The sequence below is a fragment of the Streptomyces sp. NPDC057280 genome (genome assembly GCF_042668605.1).
Taxonomy (GTDB): Bacteria; Actinomycetota; Actinomycetes; order Streptomycetales; family Streptomycetaceae; genus Streptomyces.
In genome coordinates, this window is record NZ_JBHUYR010000003.1 from 1 (window position 1) to 18,070 (window position 18,070).

Sequence of the window (18,070 nt, forward strand, 5' to 3'; positions counted from 1 at the left end):
GTTGATAGGCCGGATCTGGAAGCACGGTAACGTGTGGAGGTGACCGGTACTAATAGGCCGAGGGCTTGTCCTCAGTTGCTCGCGTCCACTGTGTTGGTTCTGAAACCACGAACGGCCCCGCATAGGTCACATGCGGTGCGGCAATGTTTGACAGTTTCATAGTGTTTCGGTGGTCATAGCGTGAGGGAAACGCCCGGTTACATTCCGAACCCGGAAGCTAAGCCTTACAGCGCCGATGGTACTGCAGGGGGGACCCTGTGGGAGAGTAGGACGCCGCCGAACAAATATTGAGAAAACCCCGCACCGGTTCGGTGCGGGGTTTTCTGCGTTTAGGCTCTGGTTTATGCGCTACGACCTGGTGATCTTCGACAATGACGGCGTCCTCGTGGACAGTGAGCCGATCTCCAATCGGTTGCTGGCCGCCTATCTGACGGAACTCGGGCACCCGACCTCGTACGAGGACTCCATCCGGGACTACATGGGGTCCGCGATGCATCGGATTCATGATCTGGTGCTGGAGCGTACGGGGGAGCGGCTGCCGGACGAGTTCGATGACGTCTTTCATCGGCGGGTGTTCGACGCGTTCGAGCGGGAGTTGAAGCCCGTGGGCGGCGCGGTGGATGTGCTGGAGAGGCTGGCCGGTGCCGGGGTGCCGTACTGCGTGGCCTCGTCCGGGAGTCATGAGCGGATTCGGGTCGGGCATCGTACGACCGGGCTGGACCGGTGGTTCGACGAGGCGCGGGTCTTCAGCTCGCAGGATGTGGGGCGGGGGAAGCCGGCGCCGGATCTGTTTCTGTACGCCGCCGAGCGGATGGGGGCGGCGCCCGGGCGGTGTGTGGTCGTCGAGGACAGTCCACTGGGGGTACAGGCGGCGGTCGCGGCCGGGATGGACGTGTACGGGTTCACCGCCATGACGCCTGCCGAGAGGCTTTCCGGTGCCACTCAACTCTTTTCCGACATGGGCGAGTTGGCCGACCTGCTGATGTGATCGTGGGCAGCGCCGGCGGCCTGACATTTGTCACGCCGAGCTCCGGACGATCGTTTCTACTGGGGGACCCCCGGTGGACGAGATGCTGAGGGCATGACGACGACGAGTGCGAACAAGCCGCAGAACCCCTTCCGCCCCCTGCTCCTGGACGTGGCGGTGCCGGTCGGGTCGTACTACCTCTTCCGGGAGGCTTGCGGGATGAGCACCTTCGCGGCGCTCGCCTGGAGCAGTGTCGTGCCGGCCGGGCGGACCGTGTGGGCGGTCGTCAAGGAGCGGAAGGCCAACGGGCTCGCAGGGCTGATCCTGGCCGTGAACCTGGCGTCCCTGCTGCTCAGCTTCGTCTCCGGGGATCCGCGGCTGATGCTCGCCAAGGACAGTGCGGTCAGCAGCACGATCGGCATCGGGATCCTGGCGTCGGTGGTGCTGGGACGGCCGATGATGACGGCGGCTCTCAAGCCGTTCCTGGTCAAGGCGGACGCCGCCAAGCACGCGGCCTGGGAGCGGTTGCTGGGCGGTGGCGCGGCCGGGTCCGCGGCGTTCCTGCGGGCCGAGCGGGTCTTCTCGGTGGTGTGGGGTGTCGTGCTGCTCGGGGAGTGCGTGGTGCGGATGGTGGGGGCGTACACCGTGCCCGTGGACACCATGGTGTGGCTGGGGTCGGTCGTCCTGGTCGGCGCGATCGGGCTCGGGATGGTGGTGAGTGGGGCGCTGGCCGCCGGACCCATGGAGCGGATGATCGCCGCCGAGGTCGAGGCGGCCGAGGAGGCCATGAAGGCCCAGGTCGCCGTCGCCGCCTGACCTCACGGTCGTAAGCCAAGGCCTTCCGGGACCGGCTCGGGCCGAAGCTGAAGGAAATTCATTTTTGGCTGGATCTACCCACGGGTAGTCCGGGGCCCTACGCTCGCCGCCATGACAGATGTGCTGCGGCGCGGTAGGGCCTCGTTGGCGTTCAGCTTCTTTGCTCAAGGGGTGGCCTTCGCCCTGCTGGTGACGCGGATTCCGGCGATCCAGGACCGGTACGGGATCTCCGACGCGGTGCTGCCGGCCTTCCTGGCCGCCGTGCCGGTGCTGGCCGGGGTCGGGAGCGTGACCACCGAGAAGGTGGTGAAGCGCATACCGCCGAGCCGGCTGCTGCGGTGGGCCCAGCCGGTCGTGCTGCTGGCGCTGCTCGGGGTCGGGGCGGGGGACGCGACGGTCGAGCTGGCGCTCGCGCTGGCCGCGTTCGGGCTGGCGGTGGGTGCGCTGGACGCCTCGATGAACATGCTCGGGGTCAGTCTGCAGCGGGCGTACGGGCGCAGCATCATGCTCAGCTTCCATGCCGTATTCAGCCTCGGCGGGATCGTGGGGGCGTCGCTGGCGTGGGTGGGGGCGCACTGGGATCTGGCGTTGTTCGTGTCGTATCTGCCGGTGGTGGCCGTGCTGCTGCCGGCCGCGTTCGTCGGGAGTCGGTGGTACGTCGACAGCGATGATCCCGAGCCGGTGGGCGCGCAGGCCGGTGGCGGTGGGGGCGGTCTGGTCTTCAAGGCGCTGCTGCCGCTGTGTCTGGTGATGACCTTCGCGTACATCGGGGACTCGACCGTCTCCAACTGGAGCGCGAAGTATCTCGAGGACGTGCTCGGGAGCAGTGAGCAACTGGCGACCGTGCCGTACAACGTCTACATGGTCACCACTCTGATCGGGCGGGGGCTCGGGGACTTCGGGGTGCGGCGGTTCGGGGCCGTGGCGGTGGTGCGGGCGGGGGCCGTGGTGGCCGCTGGCGGGTTCGCTGTGGTGGCGGTGGCGCCCGGGGCGTGGGTCGGGATGCTCGGGTTCACCTTGCTGGGTCTGGGGCTGTGTGTGCTGGTGCCGCAGACCTTCGCGGCGGCCGGGCGGTTGTTCCCGGGGGCGTCCGATGCGGCTGTCGCGCGGCTCAATGTCTTCAACTATGTGGGGTTTTTGATCGGTTCGCCGTTGGTGGGGGCGCTCGGTGACGCCTGGAGTTATCGCGGGGCGATGCTGGTGCCGATGGTGTTGGTGCTGGTGACGCTTGTGTACGCCCGGTCGTTCGCCGCTCAACCGGACCGATACGGTGGCGGGCATGAGCGGCCGCGCACAGCTGATGTGGGACGAGGCAGTAACGGGCTATGACTTCGGTCCGGAGCATCCGATGGATCCGGTCCGGCTTGCGCTGACCCGGAGCCTGGTGAGTGCCTTCGGGCTGGACCGGGAAGTGGACGTCGTCGCCGCGAAGCCGGCCGGGGAGTCGACGCTGCGGCTGGTGCACCGGGAGGACTACATCGAGGCCGTGAAGGCGGCTTCGGAGAATCCCGGGGCGGCGGACGGGGCGTACGGGATCGGGACGCTGGACGATCCCGCCTTCGCCGGGATGCACGAGGTGTCCGCGTTGATCGCCGGGCAGTCGGTGGGGGCGGCGGAGGCGGTGTGGCACGGGGACGCGCTGCACGCGGTGAACTTCGCGGGTGGGCTGCATCATGCGATGCCGGGGGGTGCGTCGGGGTTCTGTATCTACAACGACGCTTCGCTGGCGATCGCGCGGCTGCTGGAGCTGGGGGCCGAGCGGGTCGCGTACGTGGATGTCGATGTGCATCACGGGGACGGGGTGCAGGCGGCGTTCTGGGAGGACCCGCGGGTTCTGACGATCTCGCTGCACGAGCATCCTCGGACGTTGTTCCCGCAGACCGGGTGGGCTGAGGAGACCGGGGCGGACGGGGCGGCGGAGGGGAGTGCGGTCAATGTCGCGTTGCCTGCGGGGACCGGGGATGCGGGGTGGTTGCGGGCGTTCCATGCGGTGGTGCCTGAGCTGCTTGCCGATTTTCGGCCGCAGGTGTTGGTGACGCAGCACGGGGCGGATACGCACTTCGAGGATCCGTTGGCTCATCTCGCGGTGTCGTTGGACGCGCAGCGGGCGGTGCAGGTGGCGTGTCATGAGCTGGCGCACTCGTACGCCGGTGGGCGGTGGGTCGCGTTGGGTGGGGGCGGGTATGCGGTCGTGGACGTCGTGCCGCGGTCGTGGACGCATCTTGTGGGGATCGCGGCGGGGCGGGAGTTGGCGCCGGAGAGTGTGATTCCTGAGAGTTGGCGGCAGGAAGTGTTCGCTCGGACGCGGCAGTTGGGGCCGATGCGGATGACTGATGGGCGGTGGCCGGTGGCGTGGGCCGACTGGGAGGCGGGGTACGACCCCGCTGACCGGCTGGATCAGGCGGTGTTGGCTACTCGGCGGGCGGTGTTTCCGTTGCGGGGGTTGTTGGCGTAGGGGTGTGGTGTGGTGGTGGCGTAGGGCTGCTGGGCGGGGCTCTGCGGGGGCTCGGCGTCCGTGCTGGGCGGGGGTGGGTTTCGCTCGCCCGCGCTAGCGGGGTGCCGCTGCGCCCACCCGTGCCGCCCCAGCGGCACGACTGCCCGCAGCTACGGCAGAGGACGGCTGGCCGCCGCTGCCGGGTGGGCGCCGTCCCAGCGGTGCGCAGCTACGGCAGGGATGTGGGTGCCGTAGCTCGGGTGGGCGTCGGCCCAGCGGCACGGCTGCCCGTAGGCACTCAGGTCTCGTTACGCCAACTGTGCGGTGTTTTTCTGTTCCCGTGTTGTTGTGTGAGGGGATCCGTCAGCATCGCTCCCGTGTTGAGCACCGGCGCGCTGCGCGCTCATCTGTTGGCCGCTCGGCTGGCCGGGACCGTGGCTACCTCGAGGGAGGAGAGTCTGCGGAGTTATCGGCTTTTCGCTGCTCGGGATCCTCGGGTGTTGATCGGGCTTGACCCGGAGTGGACGTGGAAGCAGCGGGATTTGATTGAGTTGATGGCTGATAAGTGCGGGGTTTCCGGCGATCCCAGGCATACAACTGGCCACGATGTGATCGATCCTGACCGGACGCTCGCCGCCCTTGACGCCTTCGCTGCTCGGCTCGCCGCTGTAGCGGAGCGTGGCGCCGCGGTGTTGCTCGGGACCGGCCACCCCCATCGACTGCTCGGGTTCTACGCCGCGTTGGCGGACGCGCTGTCGGCGGCGGGATGTACCGTCCTCACCCCAGCGCAGGGTCACTGTGTCGACATAACGACCCGGTTCGGCCTACGCACGTACAACCTTGACTACGTACGAGGAGTCGCGCTGGTACGGGAACCGGGCGGGTTGAGCTCCGGTTGTGCGACCGGCGTGCACAGCCACTCGCCGCTCCCGGTTCGGACCGTGCTGGCGGCCGCCGCGGAGCGGGGCACGGGACTGCCAGAGCTTGTCATCGGCGATCACGGGTGGGTCTGCGGGGCAGGTCAGCTGGGGTTTGAGGCCATTGGGCTGGCCGACACGGATGATCCCGCGTTGTTCGTGGGGGAGGCCGAAGGGGTCGTGTCCGTAGCCGTTCCACTTGATGACGCTGTGCGGTCTGATTACTACCGGCCGCTTACCCGCTACGTACTCAATCGAGCGTGTCTGTCACAGTAGGCCGCCGATGGGTGCACCTCTTCCCCACTCGCATCACCCGCCCCTACATTGGGGAGTGAGCACGCAACGACGAAGAGTCACCGGAAGGGGAAGCCGGTGGCCGTCGAGTGCGGAAGGTTCAGGTGTGTCATGGCTGCAGCTGGCGAGAGGCCTCTGAACGAGGTTCAGTTCCTTACCGTGGCGGAAGTCGCCTCGGTGATGCGAGTGTCGAAGATGACCGTGTACCGGTTGGTGCACAGCGGTCATCTGCCCGCGATCCGGGTGGGGCGGTCCTTCCGCGTCCCCGAGCAAGCGGTTCACGAGTACCTTCGCGAGAGCTACGTGGGGGTGGAAACCGCCTGATGACTGTGGGGCGGGGGGATCCCTCAGGGCATGTTCCGGACCCCCCTTTCCCCCTCGATTACGACCTCAGCGCTCGGGCGGGTAGGCTAGCCCCTCGTAGGTCGTGTGGGCCCATGGCGCCCAAACGCCGAGTGGATGAGAAGTGAGCGAGGGTAGTCGTGGGCTCTGTTATCAAGAAGCGGCGCAAGCGGATGGCGAAGAAGAAGCACCGCAAGCTGCTCAAGCGCACGCGCGTTCAGCGTCGTAACAAGAAGTAGTACGGCGCCGCGCAAGCAGCGTGATGTGGCCCCCCACCACACCCGGTGGGGGGCCACACGCATATCCCCCTCACATGCCTGCTTCCACATGGCCTGGTCTGGTCGTACGACTGTGGATGTCGTCACTTCGTGCATTGGGTGGTCATCACAGCGCAACATCGACCCGCTAGGTTGGCCGCACACGGGGAACGCGACAGGGTGTGCAGGGGGACGAGTGCTGGAAGGAAGGCGCTGATCTTGGGCAAGGTCGTGCTCGTGACCGGAGTGGCCCGTCAACTGGGCGGCCGGTTCGTCCGACGCATCCAGCGGGACCCGCGGGTCGACCGGGTGATCGCCGTGGACGCCGTGCCGCCCGAGCACCATCTGGGCGGTGCCGACTTCATCCAGGCCGACATCCGGCAGCCGACCATAGCGAGGGTGCTGGCCGAGACGGCCGCCGACACGGTCGTACACCTGGACGTGACGGCGATGGCACTCGGCAGTGGCAGCCGGACCACGGTCAAGGAGACCAACGTCATCGGCACCATGCAGTTGCTCGGGGCCTGTCAGAAGTCGCCGACGGTCAAGCGGCTGGTGGTGAAGTCCAGTACGAACGTGTACGGGTCGGCGCCCCGCGACCCGGCCGTCTTCACCGAGACCACCCCGCCCAAGTCCCTGCCCAGTGGCGGGTTCGCCAAGGACGCCGTCGAGGTCGAGGGGTATGTGCGCGGCTTCGCGCGGCGGCGGCCCGATGTCGCCGTGTGTGTGCTGCGGTTCGCGAACATCCTCGGGCCGAGCGCGGACACTCCGCTTGCCTCGTACTTCTCGTTGCCGGTGCTGCCGACCGTGTTCGGGTACGACCCGCGGCTGCAGTTCGTCCATGAGGACGACGTGATCGAGGTGCTGCGGATCGCCTCGCACGAACCGGAGCGGGGCACGCTCAACAGTGGCACCTTCAACATCGCCGGCGACGGGGTGCTGTTGCTCTCGCAGTGCTCGCGGCGGCTCGGGCGGCCGACCGCGCCGCTGCTGCTGCCCGCCGTCACCTGGGCGGGCTCGCTGGTCCGTACGCTGGGCATGACGGACTTCTCGCCCGAACAGATCCGGCTGCTCACCCATGGCCGGGTCGTGGCGACGGACCAGATGCGGGAGACGCTCGGCTTCCAGCCGAAGTACACGACGGCGGAGACCTTCGCGGACTTCGCGCGGGTCCGCGGCCCCGGGCTGCTGCCGCCGGAGGCCCTCGCGGGGGCCGTCGACCGGATCGCCGCGCTGCCCGCCCTGGGCGGCGGCCACCTCCCGAGCCACCCCCCGACGCAGAGCGCCAACTGAGGAGCGCATCAACGATGGCGGACGCCAAGGTCATTCCGTTCGACGACGACAGGTCCCGTGGGGCCGCCGTGCAGCGGCCGGCGCGGCGCCGCGGCGCGGGGAGCCGGCGCAAGGAGTCGTCGCTGGTCCGTGAGGTCGGTGAGGTCCAACCCCTGCCCGGCAGGGCGTCGGCGCAGGATGATGTCCCTGTGACGCGTGAGGAACAGCCGCCGGTCGGGCCGCAGGACGAGGGTGGGATCGAGCGGCGTATCGCCGGCGGGTTGTCGTTCCTGCGCCGCCGGCTCACCGGGGACTACGACGTCGACGACTTCGGTTACGACGAGGAGCTGACCGACCAGGTCCTGATGTCGCTGCTGCGGCCGGTGTACGAGAAGTACTTCCGGGTCGAGGTGAAGGGCGTCGAGAACATCCCGGCCGACGGCGGTGCGCTGATCGTCGCCAACCACTCCGGGACGCTGCCGCTGGACGGCCTGATGATGCAGGTCGCGGTCCACGACAACCACCCGGCGGGCCGGCACTTGCGTCTCCTCGCCGCGGACCTGGTCTTCATGCTGCCGGTGGTCAACGAGCTGGCCCGCAAGCTCGGCCACACCCTGGCCTGCGCGGAGGACGCGGAACGGCTCCTCGGCCAGGGCGAGTTGGTCGGGGTCATGCCGGAGGGCTTCAAGGGCATCGGCAAGCCGTTCAGCGAGCGCTACAAGCTCCAGCGCTTCGGCCGCGGCGGTTTCGTCTCGACGGCCCTGCGCCAGGGCGCCCCGATCATCCCGTGCTCGATCGTGGGCGCGGAGGAGATCTACCCGATGATCGGCAACGCCAAGACCCTGGCGCGCCTGCTCGGCTTCCCGTACTTCCCGCTGACGCCCACCTTCCCGTGGCTCGGCCCGCTCGGTGCGATCCCGCTGCCGACGAAGTGGACGATCCAGTTCGGCGAGCCGATCCACACGGACGGCTATCCGCCGGAGGCGGCGGAGGACCCGATGCTGATGTTCAACCTGACGGATCAGGTACGCGAACAGATCCAGCACACGCTCTACAAGCTGCTGGTGCAGCGCCGGTCGGTGTTCTTCTAGCGGTTGACCGGCGGTTGGCGGTACGACGATGGGGGCGCCCTTCCCGAGGAGGGCGCCCCCATCGTCGTACCGCCGTTGCTCTAGCTCGCGTCTTCTCCGTCGATGCCCAGGCCGGGCAGGAGGCCCGGGAGGAGGGGCGGGAGGGTGACGTCCGGTTGGGTGGGCGGGGTGGTCGTCGGCGTGGACGTGCCGGTGCCGGTCTCCGGGGGGTCCAGGAGGCCGCCGGTGTTGCCGCCGAGCAGGCCGTCGTCGCTGCCGGAGGAGGCGGAGTGGCTGGGGCTTCCGGAGCCGGTGCCCGAGCCGTCCGAGGTGCCGTGGCCCTTGCTCGGGGCGGCCGAGCGGTCGGAGCCGGCGGCGCCCTTGGACGCCGTACCGGAACCGCTCTGCCTGCTGCTCGCGCCGCCGTCCTGAGCCGGGGGCTGGGGGAGCAGGGACTGGAGCGGGGCGACCTCTTCGTCTATGGCGTCGAACACCGACGACACCTGCTGACTGACATCGCCCAGCTGGACGGGGAGGCGGTCGCGGAGCGCGCCCCAGACCTCGCGGTGCGAGCGCGAGAAGGAGGAGAGGGCCTGGATGGGGCCGAGGGAGTCCGGGTCGCGTTCGTACGCCTCGTGCAGCAGGCGGTGGCCTTCCGTCGCGTCGTGCTGCATGCCGGACAGGGCGCGGCGGATCTCGCCCAGCGACTCGTGGTCCAGCTGGCCGCCGCGGTCGCGGTCCATCAGCCGACGGGCCTCGTTGAGCCGGGTGGAGGCCTGGTCGAGGTAGGCCACGCCGCGCTCGTCGTCCCCGTCGGACAGGTAGTTGAGCTTGAAGTCCTCGATGCCGCGCTTGAGGCCGTAGAGCGAGTCGCCCGGGAGGGCGTCCGAGCTGGCCGCTGCGACTCCGCCGAAGGCTCCCGCGGCGACCCCGACGCTGAGCCCGCCGGCGGCGAGGCCCTTGGTGAGCCGGGAACGCGGTCGCAGTTTGCCCAGTCCGGTCGCCCGGTGGGCGCCCCGCGCGCGATGCGAGCGCTGCTCGGGCACCGACGCCTCGCCTGCCTCGCCTCCGACGGTGCCCTCTTGGAGCATGGCCTCGAACGCTGCCACCAGCTGGGCCCGCTGGACGACCTTGACCTCGGGATCCAGCGTCGGCCTCGGCAGCTCGCCGAGACATTCCGCGAGGGCCAACATGCGGCCCTGCTCGGTCTGTTCGACGGCGGCCGGGTCGGGCGCCGGTCCTTCGGCCTCTTGGGCCGCCGTGCCCCGGTCGGACTGGTCCTCCAGGGCCTGGGCGAAGGCGTTCGCCCGCCGGTGCGCCGATACGTTCGCGATCACTGGCGGCACCTCCTCTCGTCATGACGGTCGACTCCCCAGGGGGTCCTGAGGGTTGCACGCCCTGACCACATGCACACGATCGAGTGATCGATGTCGGCCAGGGAGTGACCACAGGGAGCCTGCATCCCGCACAACGAGCGGCGCGGCACTTGGGTTACGGACTGCGGATGATCGGATCGCGAAGTCAACAGACTTTAACTGACCGTGAGTTGGGTGTCGCGGATAGTGGCGGAGCGTGGCCGGGCGGGGCCGGATTCAGCGGGCGTCTTCCGGCAGGAGCCGGGCGAGGGTGCGGACGGCCCGGTACTGGAGGGTCTTGATCGCGCCCTCGTTCTTCCCCATCACACGCGCGGTCTCGGCGACGGACAGGCCCTGCAGGAAACGGAGCGTGACGCACTCCTGCTGCTGCGGGTTGAGGCGGCGGACCGCGTCCAGGAGCGCGGCGTTGGAGAGGGACTCCAGGACCGAGTCCTCCGGGGAGCGCTCCACCTCGTTGGCGTCGAGCATCTCGCCGGTGGTCACCTCCAGCCGGAAGCGGCTCGACTTGAAGTGGTCGGCGACGAGGTTGCGGGCGATGGTCACGAGCCAGGCGCCGAAGTCACGGCCCTGCCAGGTGAAGGTGCCGATCCTCCTGAGCGCCCGCAGGAACGTCTCGCTGGTGAGGTCCTCGGCCGTCGCCTTGCCGCCGACGCGGTAGTAGATGTACCGGTAGACGGTGTCGCTGTACTGGTCGTAGAGCCGTCCGAACGCGTCGGCCTCGCCGGCCTGGGCGCGCTCCACGAGATCCATCATCCGGGCGCTGTCGCTGTCCGCGGCGGGACGGCGGGTGGTCGTTGCGGCGCCGGCCGAGCGTCCCCTTCTGCCGACGGCCGCGCTGCTCTCGGCCAGTGCGTAGCACGGGCCGGTTGGTGCGGTGGCTACGGCAAGGGCGGGGACGGCGTACGCGGTGGGGACGAAGCGCATGAGGTTGTTGACCGTCGCGCGCAGCGTAGCCAGGCCCGAGGCGTCAACCCCGACGTGTGAGTACACGGGACTCCCAGAGGCAGAGCTTCCATCACGTGCAGTGCGGGACCGTTCACCCGTCGTAGCGACGGAGGGGTACCGGATTGCGTCTGAGGAGAATAACGCTTCGTGCAGGCACTGCTACACCCAGTTGCTCTATTCATCGATTACGTCGCTTCTGTAACCGATTGATGCCCTCTCAAGTACCGCAGAGTGACCGGTTGTTGATCGTTTGAGATCGAGTTCCGGTCAGGGTCAGGGCGTGTTGTGGCCGTGTGCCGACAAGACGACTGGGGGGAGGGGGTGGGGGGTATTGGTTGTGTTTTGGGCGCGGCTGGTCCGTGGCTGGTCGCGCAGTTCCCCGCGCCCCTAAAAGCCTTTAGCGGCGGCGGCGATGCAATGCGATCGCTGCTGCAGTTCCGCCTGCCACCGCGCCTACTCCCGCTGCCGCCGGGATGCCCACCTTCGCGGCCTTCCTTCCGGTGCGGTAATCACGCAAACGCCAGTCCAGTTGGCGGGCGTGCTTGCGCAGCTTCGTGTCCGGGTTGATCGCGTAGGGGTGGCCGACCAGGGAGAGCATGGGGATGTCGTTGTGGCTGTCGCTGTACGCGGCGCAGCGGGAGAGGTCCAGGCCCTCCGCCGCGGCCAGCGCGCGTACCGCCTCCGCCTTCGCGGGGCCGTGCAGGGGTTCGCCGACGAGCTTGCCGGTGTAGACGCCGTCCACCGACTCCGCGACCGTGCCGAGTGCGCCGGTCAGGCCGAGGCGGCGGGCGATCACCTGGGCGATCTCGACGGGGGCCGCCGTGACGAGCCACACCTTCTGGCCCGCGTCCAGGTGGGCCTGGGCGAGGGCGCGGGTGCCCGGCCAGATGCGCTCGGCCATGTACTCGTCGTAGATCTCCTCGCCGATGGACATCAGCTCGGAGACGCGGTGGCCCTGCACGATGGAGAGGGCCGAGTCGCGGGCCTCCTGCATGTGCTCGGGGTCCTCGATGCCGGCCAGCCTGAACCAGGCCTGCTGCCAGGCGAACTTGGCGAGGTCGCGGGTCTCGAAGAACTTCCGCTTGTACAGGCCCCGGCCGAAGTGGAACAGCGACGCACCCTGCATGACGGTGTTGTCGAGGTCGAAGAAGGCGGCTGCCTTGTCGTCGCCGAGCACCGGGAACTCCGGTTCCGGGGCCGAGGTGTCCTCGACCTCCTGCGACGACTTGCGCGCGGCCTCCGCCGAAGCCTCGCCTGCCAACACGCTCCGCGCCGTGGCGGAGCGCCTACGGGGAGTGAGCCATCCGAGAGCGGCCATGGCGTGAGCATAGCCAGTTTGTTCGGTGGTTCCGGAGTCGAGAGGTTTGGAGGGTGTGAACTCTCCGCGACTCTGTCGTTAAAGGACTGCTCGCGGATGGAGGGAGGGGCGCGGGACAATGGCTGGTATGAGTCCCCTCTTCCGCCGGAAGGCGTCGGCGCCCCAGGACCGGCTTGTCACTCTCATCCGTAAACCGGGCTGCCATCTGTGTGATGACGCACAGCTCGTGGTGGAGAAGGTGTGCGGCGAGCTCGGTGCCACGTGGGAGCAGAAGGACATCTCCACAGATCAGGCGCTGCACGACCAGTACTGGGAACAGATTCCCGTCGTACTCGTCGACGGTGAACAGCACACGTTCTGGCGGGTGAACGAAGATCGACTGCGCAGGGCACTGACCGAGTAGTCCAAACGATCCGCAAACTCGCTTAGGATCGTTGGCGGCTTGGCCTTGGGGGTGGGATTCGTGAGGAGAGTGACCTGTTTTGCCCCCGAGACTGCAGTGCGTGACCCCGGTCACGTTGGCCGGGCAAATCGGACACCATCTTTGTGCACGCGTTCACAAAGACATAGCCTGCATTCGACGGGGCGGTCTAGGTACGTGTGACCGCCTGCAGCCCCGCTCTACCCGCAGGAGCACCGTGGCAACTGGCCGAACTCACCGACCGGCGACCCGTAGCCGAGGGATTCCCGAGGCCACCGTCGCCAGGCTTCCGCTGTACCTCCGCGCGCTGACCGCACTGTCGGAGCGCTCGGTGCCCACGGTCTCCTCCGAGGAGCTCGCGGCCGCGGCGGGGGTCAACTCCGCGAAGCTGCGCAAGGATTTCTCTTACCTGGGTTCTTACGGAACGCGTGGTGTCGGGTACGACGTCGAGTATCTCGTCTACCAGATCTCCCGTGAGCTCGGGCTCACCCAGGACTGGCCGGTCGTGATCGTTGGTATCGGCAACCTCGGTGCCGCGCTCGCCAATTACGGCGGTTTCGCCTCCCGCGGTTTCCGGGTGGCCGCCCTCATCGACGCCGACCCGGCGATGGCCGGGAAGCCCGTCGCGGGCATCCCCGTCCAGCACACCGATGATCTGGAGAAGATCATCGAGGACAACGGCGTCTCCATCGGCGTCATCGCGACCCCGGCCGGTGCCGCCCAGCAGGTCTGCGACCGGCTCGTCGCCGCCGGTGTCACCTCCATCCTGAACTTCGCGCCGACCGTGCTGTCCGTTCCGGACGGGGTCGACGTGCGCAAGGTGGATCTGTCCATCGAACTCCAGATCCTCGCCTTCCACGAGCAGCGCAAGGCCGGTGAGGAGGCCGCCGCCGGGACCGACGGGGGCGCTCCGACCGTCGCCGCGCGCAGCGAGTCCGCCGACCAGGGGCCTGACGGGGACGTACCCGCCGTGATGCCGGCATGAGTCTCCTCGTCGTAGGGCTGAGCCACCGCAGCGCCCCGGTCAGCGTGCTGGAGCGGGCGGCGCTGACCGCCGACGCCCAGGTCAAGCTGCTCCAGGACACGGTCGCCGCGGAGCCGGCCGCCGAGGCCGCGGTGCTCGCCACCTGCAACCGCATCGAGCTGTACGCCGACGTCGACAAGTTCCACGCCGGTGTCGCCGAGCTGTCCACGCTGCTCGCCCAGCACAGCGGGGTGGGCCTCGAGGAGCTCACTCCCTATCTGTACGTGCACTACGAGGACCGGGCGGTTCACCACCTGTTCTCCGTCGCCTGCGGGCTCGACTCCATGGTCGTCGGCGAGGGGCAGATCCTCGGGCAGATCAAGGACTCGCTGGCCAAGGCGCAGGATCTGCACACCGCCGGGCGGCTGCTCAACGACCTTTTCCAGCAGGCGCTCCGGGTCGGCAAGCGGGCGCACTCCGAGACCGGGATCGACCGGGCCGGGCAGTCGCTGGTGACCTTCGGGCTCGAGCAGCTCGCCGCGGGTACCTCCGGTGGTGAGGTCGCGGACTGGGCGCGCGGGAAGAAGGCGCTGGTCATCGGGGCCGGGTCGATGTCCTCGCTGGCCGCGGCGACGCTGGTGCGGGCCGGGGTGGCCGAAGTGGTCATCGCCAACCGGACCGCGGAGCGGGCGTCGCGGTTGGTCGAGATCCTCAATGACGGTGCCTCCTCCGACTCCGGTAACGGGGACGTGGTGGCTCGCGCGGTACCGATGGATGCGGTGTCGGGCGAGCTGACACGTGCCGATGTCGTGGTGTCTTGTACGGGCGCGACGGGGCTGGTGCTCACCGGGGACGCCGTTTCGGGTGCTGTTCGTGGGCGGGTGCCGGTCGCTGGGGGCGGGGGCGTTGCGCGGCCCGGCGCCATCGGGGTGCCGCCTGCGCCCACCCGTGCCGCCCAAGCGGCACGACTGCCCGCAGACCAGACGGGGTCGGCCGAGGACAGCTGTCCGCTTGATCTGAACGCCGTCCAGGCCACCCCCGGCTTCTCCGTGCTCGGCGAAGCCGCCGTCGCCGGGATGGCCGCCGCCGAGCTTGAGCAGCATGCCGCCTGGGTCGACAACGCGCCCCGGCCGCAGGGGACCGGGTCCGTCGTCGACGAGGCCGACGCCATTGCCGCGCTCGCCGCCGCCGCCCGAACCGTCGGGCGGATTCCCGAGCGGCGTCGGCCCGAGCCCCTCGCCGCCGGGCCGGAGCCCGTGCTCTTCCTGCTCGACCTCGCCATGCCCCGTGACATCGACGCCGCCGTGCATCGGGTCGCCGGGGTGCGGCTCGTCGACATCGAGTCGCTCGCGGAGGCTTCCGCCGACGCGCCCATGGCCGCCGACGTGGACCAGGTGCGGCGGATCGTCGCCGACGAGGTGGCCGCGTTCGGGGCCGCGCTGCGGGCCGCGCACATCACGCCCACCGTCGTCGCGCTGCGCACCATGGCCGCCGATGTCGTGGCCATGGAGATGGCCCGGCTGGAGGGGCGCCTCCCGGGGCTCGACGACAAGCAGCGCGGTGAGATCACGCAGACCGTGAAGCGCGTGGTGGACAAGCTGCTGCACGCTCCGACCGTACGGGTCAAGCAGCTCGCGGCCGAGCCCGGTGGTGCCGGGTACGCGGACGCGCTGCGGACTCTGTTCGACCTCGACCAGGAGACGGTCGCCGCCGTGTCCCGCGCCGAGCACAGCAACACCAATGAGGAAGACCGAGGGCCGGCATGAGTGAGAAGGCGCTACGGCTCGGGACCAGGCGGAGCAAGCTCGCCATGGCCCAGTCCGGGCAGGTGGCGGACGCCGTGAGCCAGGTGACCGGGCGGCCCGTCGAGCTCGTCGAGATCACCACGTATGGAGATGTGAGCAGGGAGCAGCTCGCGCAGATCGGTGGCACGGGTGTGTTCGTCACCGCGCTGCGGGAGGCGCTGCTCAAGGGTGAGGTGGACTTCGCCGTCCACTCCCTCAAGGACCTGCCGACCGGGCAGCCCGACGAGCTCTCGCTCGCCGCGATCCCGCAGCGCGAGGACCCGCGGGACGTCATCGTCGCCCGGGACGCGCTGAAGTTCACCGACCTGCCCCGCGGGGCCCGGATCGGTACCGGCTCGCCGCGGCGCATGGCCCAGCTGAACGCGTACGCCCGCGCGCACGGTCTCGACATCGAGACTGTCCCGATCCGCGGGAACGTGGACACGCGCATCCGGTACGTGCACGACGGTGAGCTGGATGCGGTGGTGCTGGCCGCGGCCGGGCTGAACCGCATCGGGCGCATCGGAGAGGTGACCGACTTCCTGTCGGTCGACACGGTTTTGCCCGCTCCCGGCCAGGGGGCACTCGCGATCGAATGCGCCGCGGACAACGCGGAGCTGATCGCCGCGCTCGGAGAGCTCGACGACCCGTTCACGCGGGTCGCCGTGACGGCCGAGCGGTCGCTGCTCGCCGCCCTGGAGGCCGGTTGCAGCGCCCCTGTGGGCGCGCTGGCCGACCTGCTGGCCGACGGGCACGTTGTCAAGGAAATGCGCCTGCGAGGGGTGGTCGGTACCACCGACGGCTCTCGTACGGTGCAGCTGTCCACCACCGGTCCCGTGCCCGAGACATACGACCAGGCAATGGCGCTCGGCCGTGAACTCGCCGCCGAGATGCTTGCCCAGGGCGCGGCCGGTCTGATGGGGGAGCGAGCACAGTGAGCCCCACCGCCCTTCCTGCCGCCGGTCCTGAACACGGGCACGTCACCTTCCTGGGTGCCGGACCCGGGGATCCGGGACTACTGACTCTGCGCGCCGTGGAGGCGCTGGCGAGCGCGGACGTTCTCGTCGCCGAGCACGAGGTGCTCGACGTCGTACGCGTCCACGCCCGTTCGGGCGTCGCCGTCGTGAACACGGAACCGGGGTCCTCGTCGGACCCGCTTCCGGGCACAGGCGCGCCTCAGCTGACGGTTGTTGACGGTTCGTCAGCAACCGCGGGTGTCCCCGCCGTGAGGGATGCCGCACATCTTGTCATGGAGGCCGCGCGGGGCGGCAGGCGGGTCGTGCGTGCGGTGTCCGGGGACCCCGGGCTCGACGCGTACGCCGCCGAGGAGATGCTGGCGTGCGCCCGCGCCGGGGTGCCTTTCGAGGTGGTTCCCGGTGTCGCGGCCGCGGTCGGCGTGCCCGCCTACGCCGGTGTGCCGCTGCGCGACGCCCAGGGCGCGGACGTGCGGTTCGTGGACGCCCGGACCGCCTCCGACCGGTGCTGGACGGAGGTGGGGGCCTCGGACGGCACGGTCGTGGTGTCGACGACCCTCGACTCGGTCGCGGCGGCGGCCGGCGAGCTGGTGGCCGCGGGCCGCAAGCCCGACACCCCGATGACGGTCACGGTGGCTGGTACGACCACTCGTCAGCGCACGTGGACGGCGACCCTGGGCACCATCGCCCTGACGCTGAAGCAGGCCAAGGTGCTGCCCTCGCCGGAAGGCGGGCGGCCGGTGATAGCCGTGGTCGGTGAGCGTTCCGCCGCCGCCCAGCGCGACCAGCTGTCGTGGTTCGAGAACAAGCCGCTCTTCGGGTGGCGGGTCCTCGTGCCGCGTACGAAGGAGCAGGCGGCCTCGCTCTCCGACCAGCTGCGTTCCTACGGTGCCGTGCCGCACGAGGTGCCGACGATCGCCGTCGAGCCGCCGCGCACGCCCCAGCAGATGGAGCGGGCCGTGAAGGGCCTGGTGACCGGGCGGTACGAGTGGATCGCCTTCACCTCGGTCAACGCGGTCAAGGCCGTCCGCGAGAAGTTCGAGGAGTACGGGCTCGACGCCCGGGCCTTCGCGGGCATCAAGGTGGCCGCGGTGGGCGAGCAGACCGCGAAGGCGCTCATCGCCTTCGGCGTGAAGCCCGACCTGGTGCCGAGCGGTGAGCAGTCCGCGGCCGGGCTGCTGGAGGACTGGCCGCCGTACGACCCCGTCTTCGATCCGATCGACCGGGTCTTCCTGCCGCGGGCCGACATCGCCACGGAGACGCTGGTCGCCGGGCTGATCGAGCTCGGGTGGGAGGTCGACGACGTGACCGCCTACCGGACCGTGCGTGCCTCGCCGCCGCCGGCGGAGACGCGGGAGGCGATCAAGGGCGGTGGCTTCGACGCCGTTCTCTTCACCTCTTCGTCGACCGTGCGGAACCTGGTGGGGATCGCCGGCAAGCCGCACAACGTGACCGTGATCGCGTGTATCGGGCCGGCGACGGCGAAGACGGCTGAGGAGCATGGTCTGCGGGTGGACGTGATGGCTCCCGAGCCGTCCGTGCACAAGCTCGCGGAGGCGCTGGCCGACTTCGGGCTGAAGCGGCGGGCGGCGGCGGTCGAGGCCGGGGATCCGGTGACGCGGCCGAGCGAGCGGCGGCCGGGGGCGCGGCGTAGGCGTACGACGACCTGACGGGTTCGTCAGCTGTGCTTGTGCGGGCCGTCGTGGGCTGAGATGCCTGCGGCGGCCCGTTCTCGTGCGTGGGCGTTCGCGCGTGCGGTCGGGCGGTGGGTCGGGGCCGCGCCGGGGGGTGTCCGTCCTCGGAACGGCGCGGAATCGGGCGTTCGGACAAGGCGCCCGGGTTGACGCGCCAACCGCTGCGGGCGGACACCCCCCGACACGTCCCCTTCCCGCCGTACGCGGCTGCCGGCTCGTGGGGGT

General features: G+C 69.7%; 17 protein-coding genes and 2 rRNA genes. 16 read left to right on the top strand and 3 right to left on the bottom strand.

What is annotated here, in order from left to right; translation table 11 throughout:
• The 11 genes from ACFUO4_RS18365 to ACFUO4_RS18415 form a co-directional block, all read left to right on the top strand.
• Positions 1-73, top strand: a 23S ribosomal RNA gene (locus ACFUO4_RS18365); the annotation flags it as partial.
• Between the two features lie 92 nt (positions 74-165).
• A 5S ribosomal RNA gene (gene rrf, locus ACFUO4_RS18370) occupies positions 166-282 on the top strand.
• Between the two features lie 61 nt (positions 283-343).
• A complete protein-coding gene (locus ACFUO4_RS18375) occupies positions 344-988 on the top strand; it encodes an HAD family hydrolase (protein WP_383485791.1) in 645 nt (214 codons plus the stop codon).
• A gap of 93 nt (positions 989-1,081) precedes the next feature.
• Positions 1,082-1,783 (top strand): VC0807 family protein, encoded by a 702-nt coding sequence (locus tag ACFUO4_RS18380; protein WP_383485794.1) that lies wholly within the window; start codon positions 1,082-1,084, stop codon positions 1,781-1,783.
• Between the two features lie 111 nt (positions 1,784-1,894).
• Complete coding sequence (locus ACFUO4_RS18385; RefSeq protein ID WP_383485797.1) at positions 1,895-3,112, top strand: MFS transporter; 1,218 nt, start codon at positions 1,895-1,897, stop codon at positions 3,110-3,112.
• Positions 3,063-4,238 (top strand): acetoin utilization protein AcuC, encoded by a 1,176-nt coding sequence (locus ACFUO4_RS18390; protein ID WP_383485800.1) that lies wholly within the window; start codon positions 3,063-3,065, stop codon positions 4,236-4,238. The genes ACFUO4_RS18385 and ACFUO4_RS18390 overlap by 50 nt, the downstream gene beginning before the upstream one ends.
• A 356-nt stretch (positions 4,239-4,594) precedes the next feature.
• Complete coding sequence (locus tag ACFUO4_RS18395) at positions 4,595-5,410, top strand: phosphatase (RefSeq protein WP_383485803.1); 816 nt, start codon at positions 4,595-4,597, stop codon at positions 5,408-5,410.
• A gap of 129 nt (positions 5,411-5,539) precedes the next feature.
• Entirely contained in the window at positions 5,540-5,752 is a 213-nt protein-coding gene (locus ACFUO4_RS18400; RefSeq protein ID WP_004984898.1) for a helix-turn-helix domain-containing protein, read from the top strand.
• Positions 5,753-5,910: 158 nt separating this feature from the next.
• Positions 5,911-6,009, top strand: a complete 99-nt coding sequence (locus tag ACFUO4_RS18405; RefSeq protein WP_003948845.1) for a 30S ribosomal protein bS22 — start codon at positions 5,911-5,913, stop codon at positions 6,007-6,009.
• A gap of 237 nt (positions 6,010-6,246) precedes the next feature.
• A complete protein-coding gene (locus tag ACFUO4_RS18410) occupies positions 6,247-7,320 on the top strand; it encodes an NAD-dependent epimerase/dehydratase family protein (RefSeq protein ID WP_383485806.1) in 1,074 nt (357 codons plus the stop codon).
• Between the two features lie 14 nt (positions 7,321-7,334).
• Positions 7,335-8,390, top strand: a complete 1,056-nt coding sequence (locus tag ACFUO4_RS18415) for a lysophospholipid acyltransferase family protein (RefSeq protein ID WP_079310685.1) — start codon at positions 7,335-7,337, stop codon at positions 8,388-8,390.
• An 80-nt stretch (positions 8,391-8,470) separates the two neighbouring features.
• Here the strand turns inward: ACFUO4_RS18415 and ACFUO4_RS18420 are convergent, their stop codons facing one another.
• The 3 genes from ACFUO4_RS18420 to ACFUO4_RS18430 form a co-directional block, all read right to left on the bottom strand.
• Positions 8,471-9,706 (bottom strand): DUF5667 domain-containing protein, encoded by a 1,236-nt coding sequence (locus ACFUO4_RS18420; RefSeq protein WP_383485810.1) that lies wholly within the window; start codon positions 9,704-9,706, stop codon positions 8,471-8,473.
• 255 nt (positions 9,707-9,961) lie between these two features.
• Positions 9,962-10,735 carry an ECF subfamily RNA polymerase sigma factor, BldN family gene (locus tag ACFUO4_RS18425; protein WP_059193130.1) on the bottom strand — a complete coding sequence of 258 codons (774 nt, stop codon included), beginning with the start codon at positions 10,733-10,735 and terminating at the stop codon, positions 9,962-9,964.
• A 352-nt stretch (positions 10,736-11,087) separates the two neighbouring features.
• A complete protein-coding gene (locus tag ACFUO4_RS18430) occupies positions 11,088-12,008 on the bottom strand; it encodes an HAD family hydrolase (RefSeq protein ID WP_383485814.1) in 921 nt (306 codons plus the stop codon).
• A 118-nt stretch (positions 12,009-12,126) separates the two neighbouring features.
• On the opposite strand from ACFUO4_RS18430, the gene ACFUO4_RS18435 reads away from it, so the two are divergent.
• The 5 genes from ACFUO4_RS18435 (at position 12,127) to ACFUO4_RS18455 (ending at position 17,821) form a co-directional block, all read left to right on the top strand.
• Complete coding sequence (locus ACFUO4_RS18435; protein WP_079310683.1) at positions 12,127-12,411, top strand: glutaredoxin family protein; 285 nt, start codon at positions 12,127-12,129, stop codon at positions 12,409-12,411.
• A gap of 235 nt (positions 12,412-12,646) precedes the next feature.
• Positions 12,647-13,414 (top strand): redox-sensing transcriptional repressor Rex, encoded by a 768-nt coding sequence (locus ACFUO4_RS18440; RefSeq protein WP_383485817.1) that lies wholly within the window; start codon positions 12,647-12,649, stop codon positions 13,412-13,414.
• Positions 13,411-15,159 (top strand): glutamyl-tRNA reductase, encoded by a 1,749-nt coding sequence (locus tag ACFUO4_RS18445; protein WP_383485820.1) that lies wholly within the window; start codon positions 13,411-13,413, stop codon positions 15,157-15,159. Before ACFUO4_RS18440 ends, ACFUO4_RS18445 begins: the two co-directional genes overlap by 4 nt.
• The gene (hemC, locus tag ACFUO4_RS18450; RefSeq protein WP_079310680.1) at positions 15,156-16,115 is read left to right on the top strand and encodes a hydroxymethylbilane synthase; all 960 of its coding nucleotides are present in this window, start codon (positions 15,156-15,158) and stop codon (positions 16,113-16,115) included. Before ACFUO4_RS18445 ends, hemC begins: the two co-directional genes overlap by 4 nt.
• Positions 16,112-17,821, top strand: a complete 1,710-nt coding sequence (locus ACFUO4_RS18455; protein ID WP_079310679.1) for a uroporphyrinogen-III synthase — start codon at positions 16,112-16,114, stop codon at positions 17,819-17,821. The genes hemC and ACFUO4_RS18455 overlap by 4 nt, the downstream gene beginning before the upstream one ends.
• The last annotated feature ends 249 nt before the right edge of the window (positions 17,822-18,070 follow it).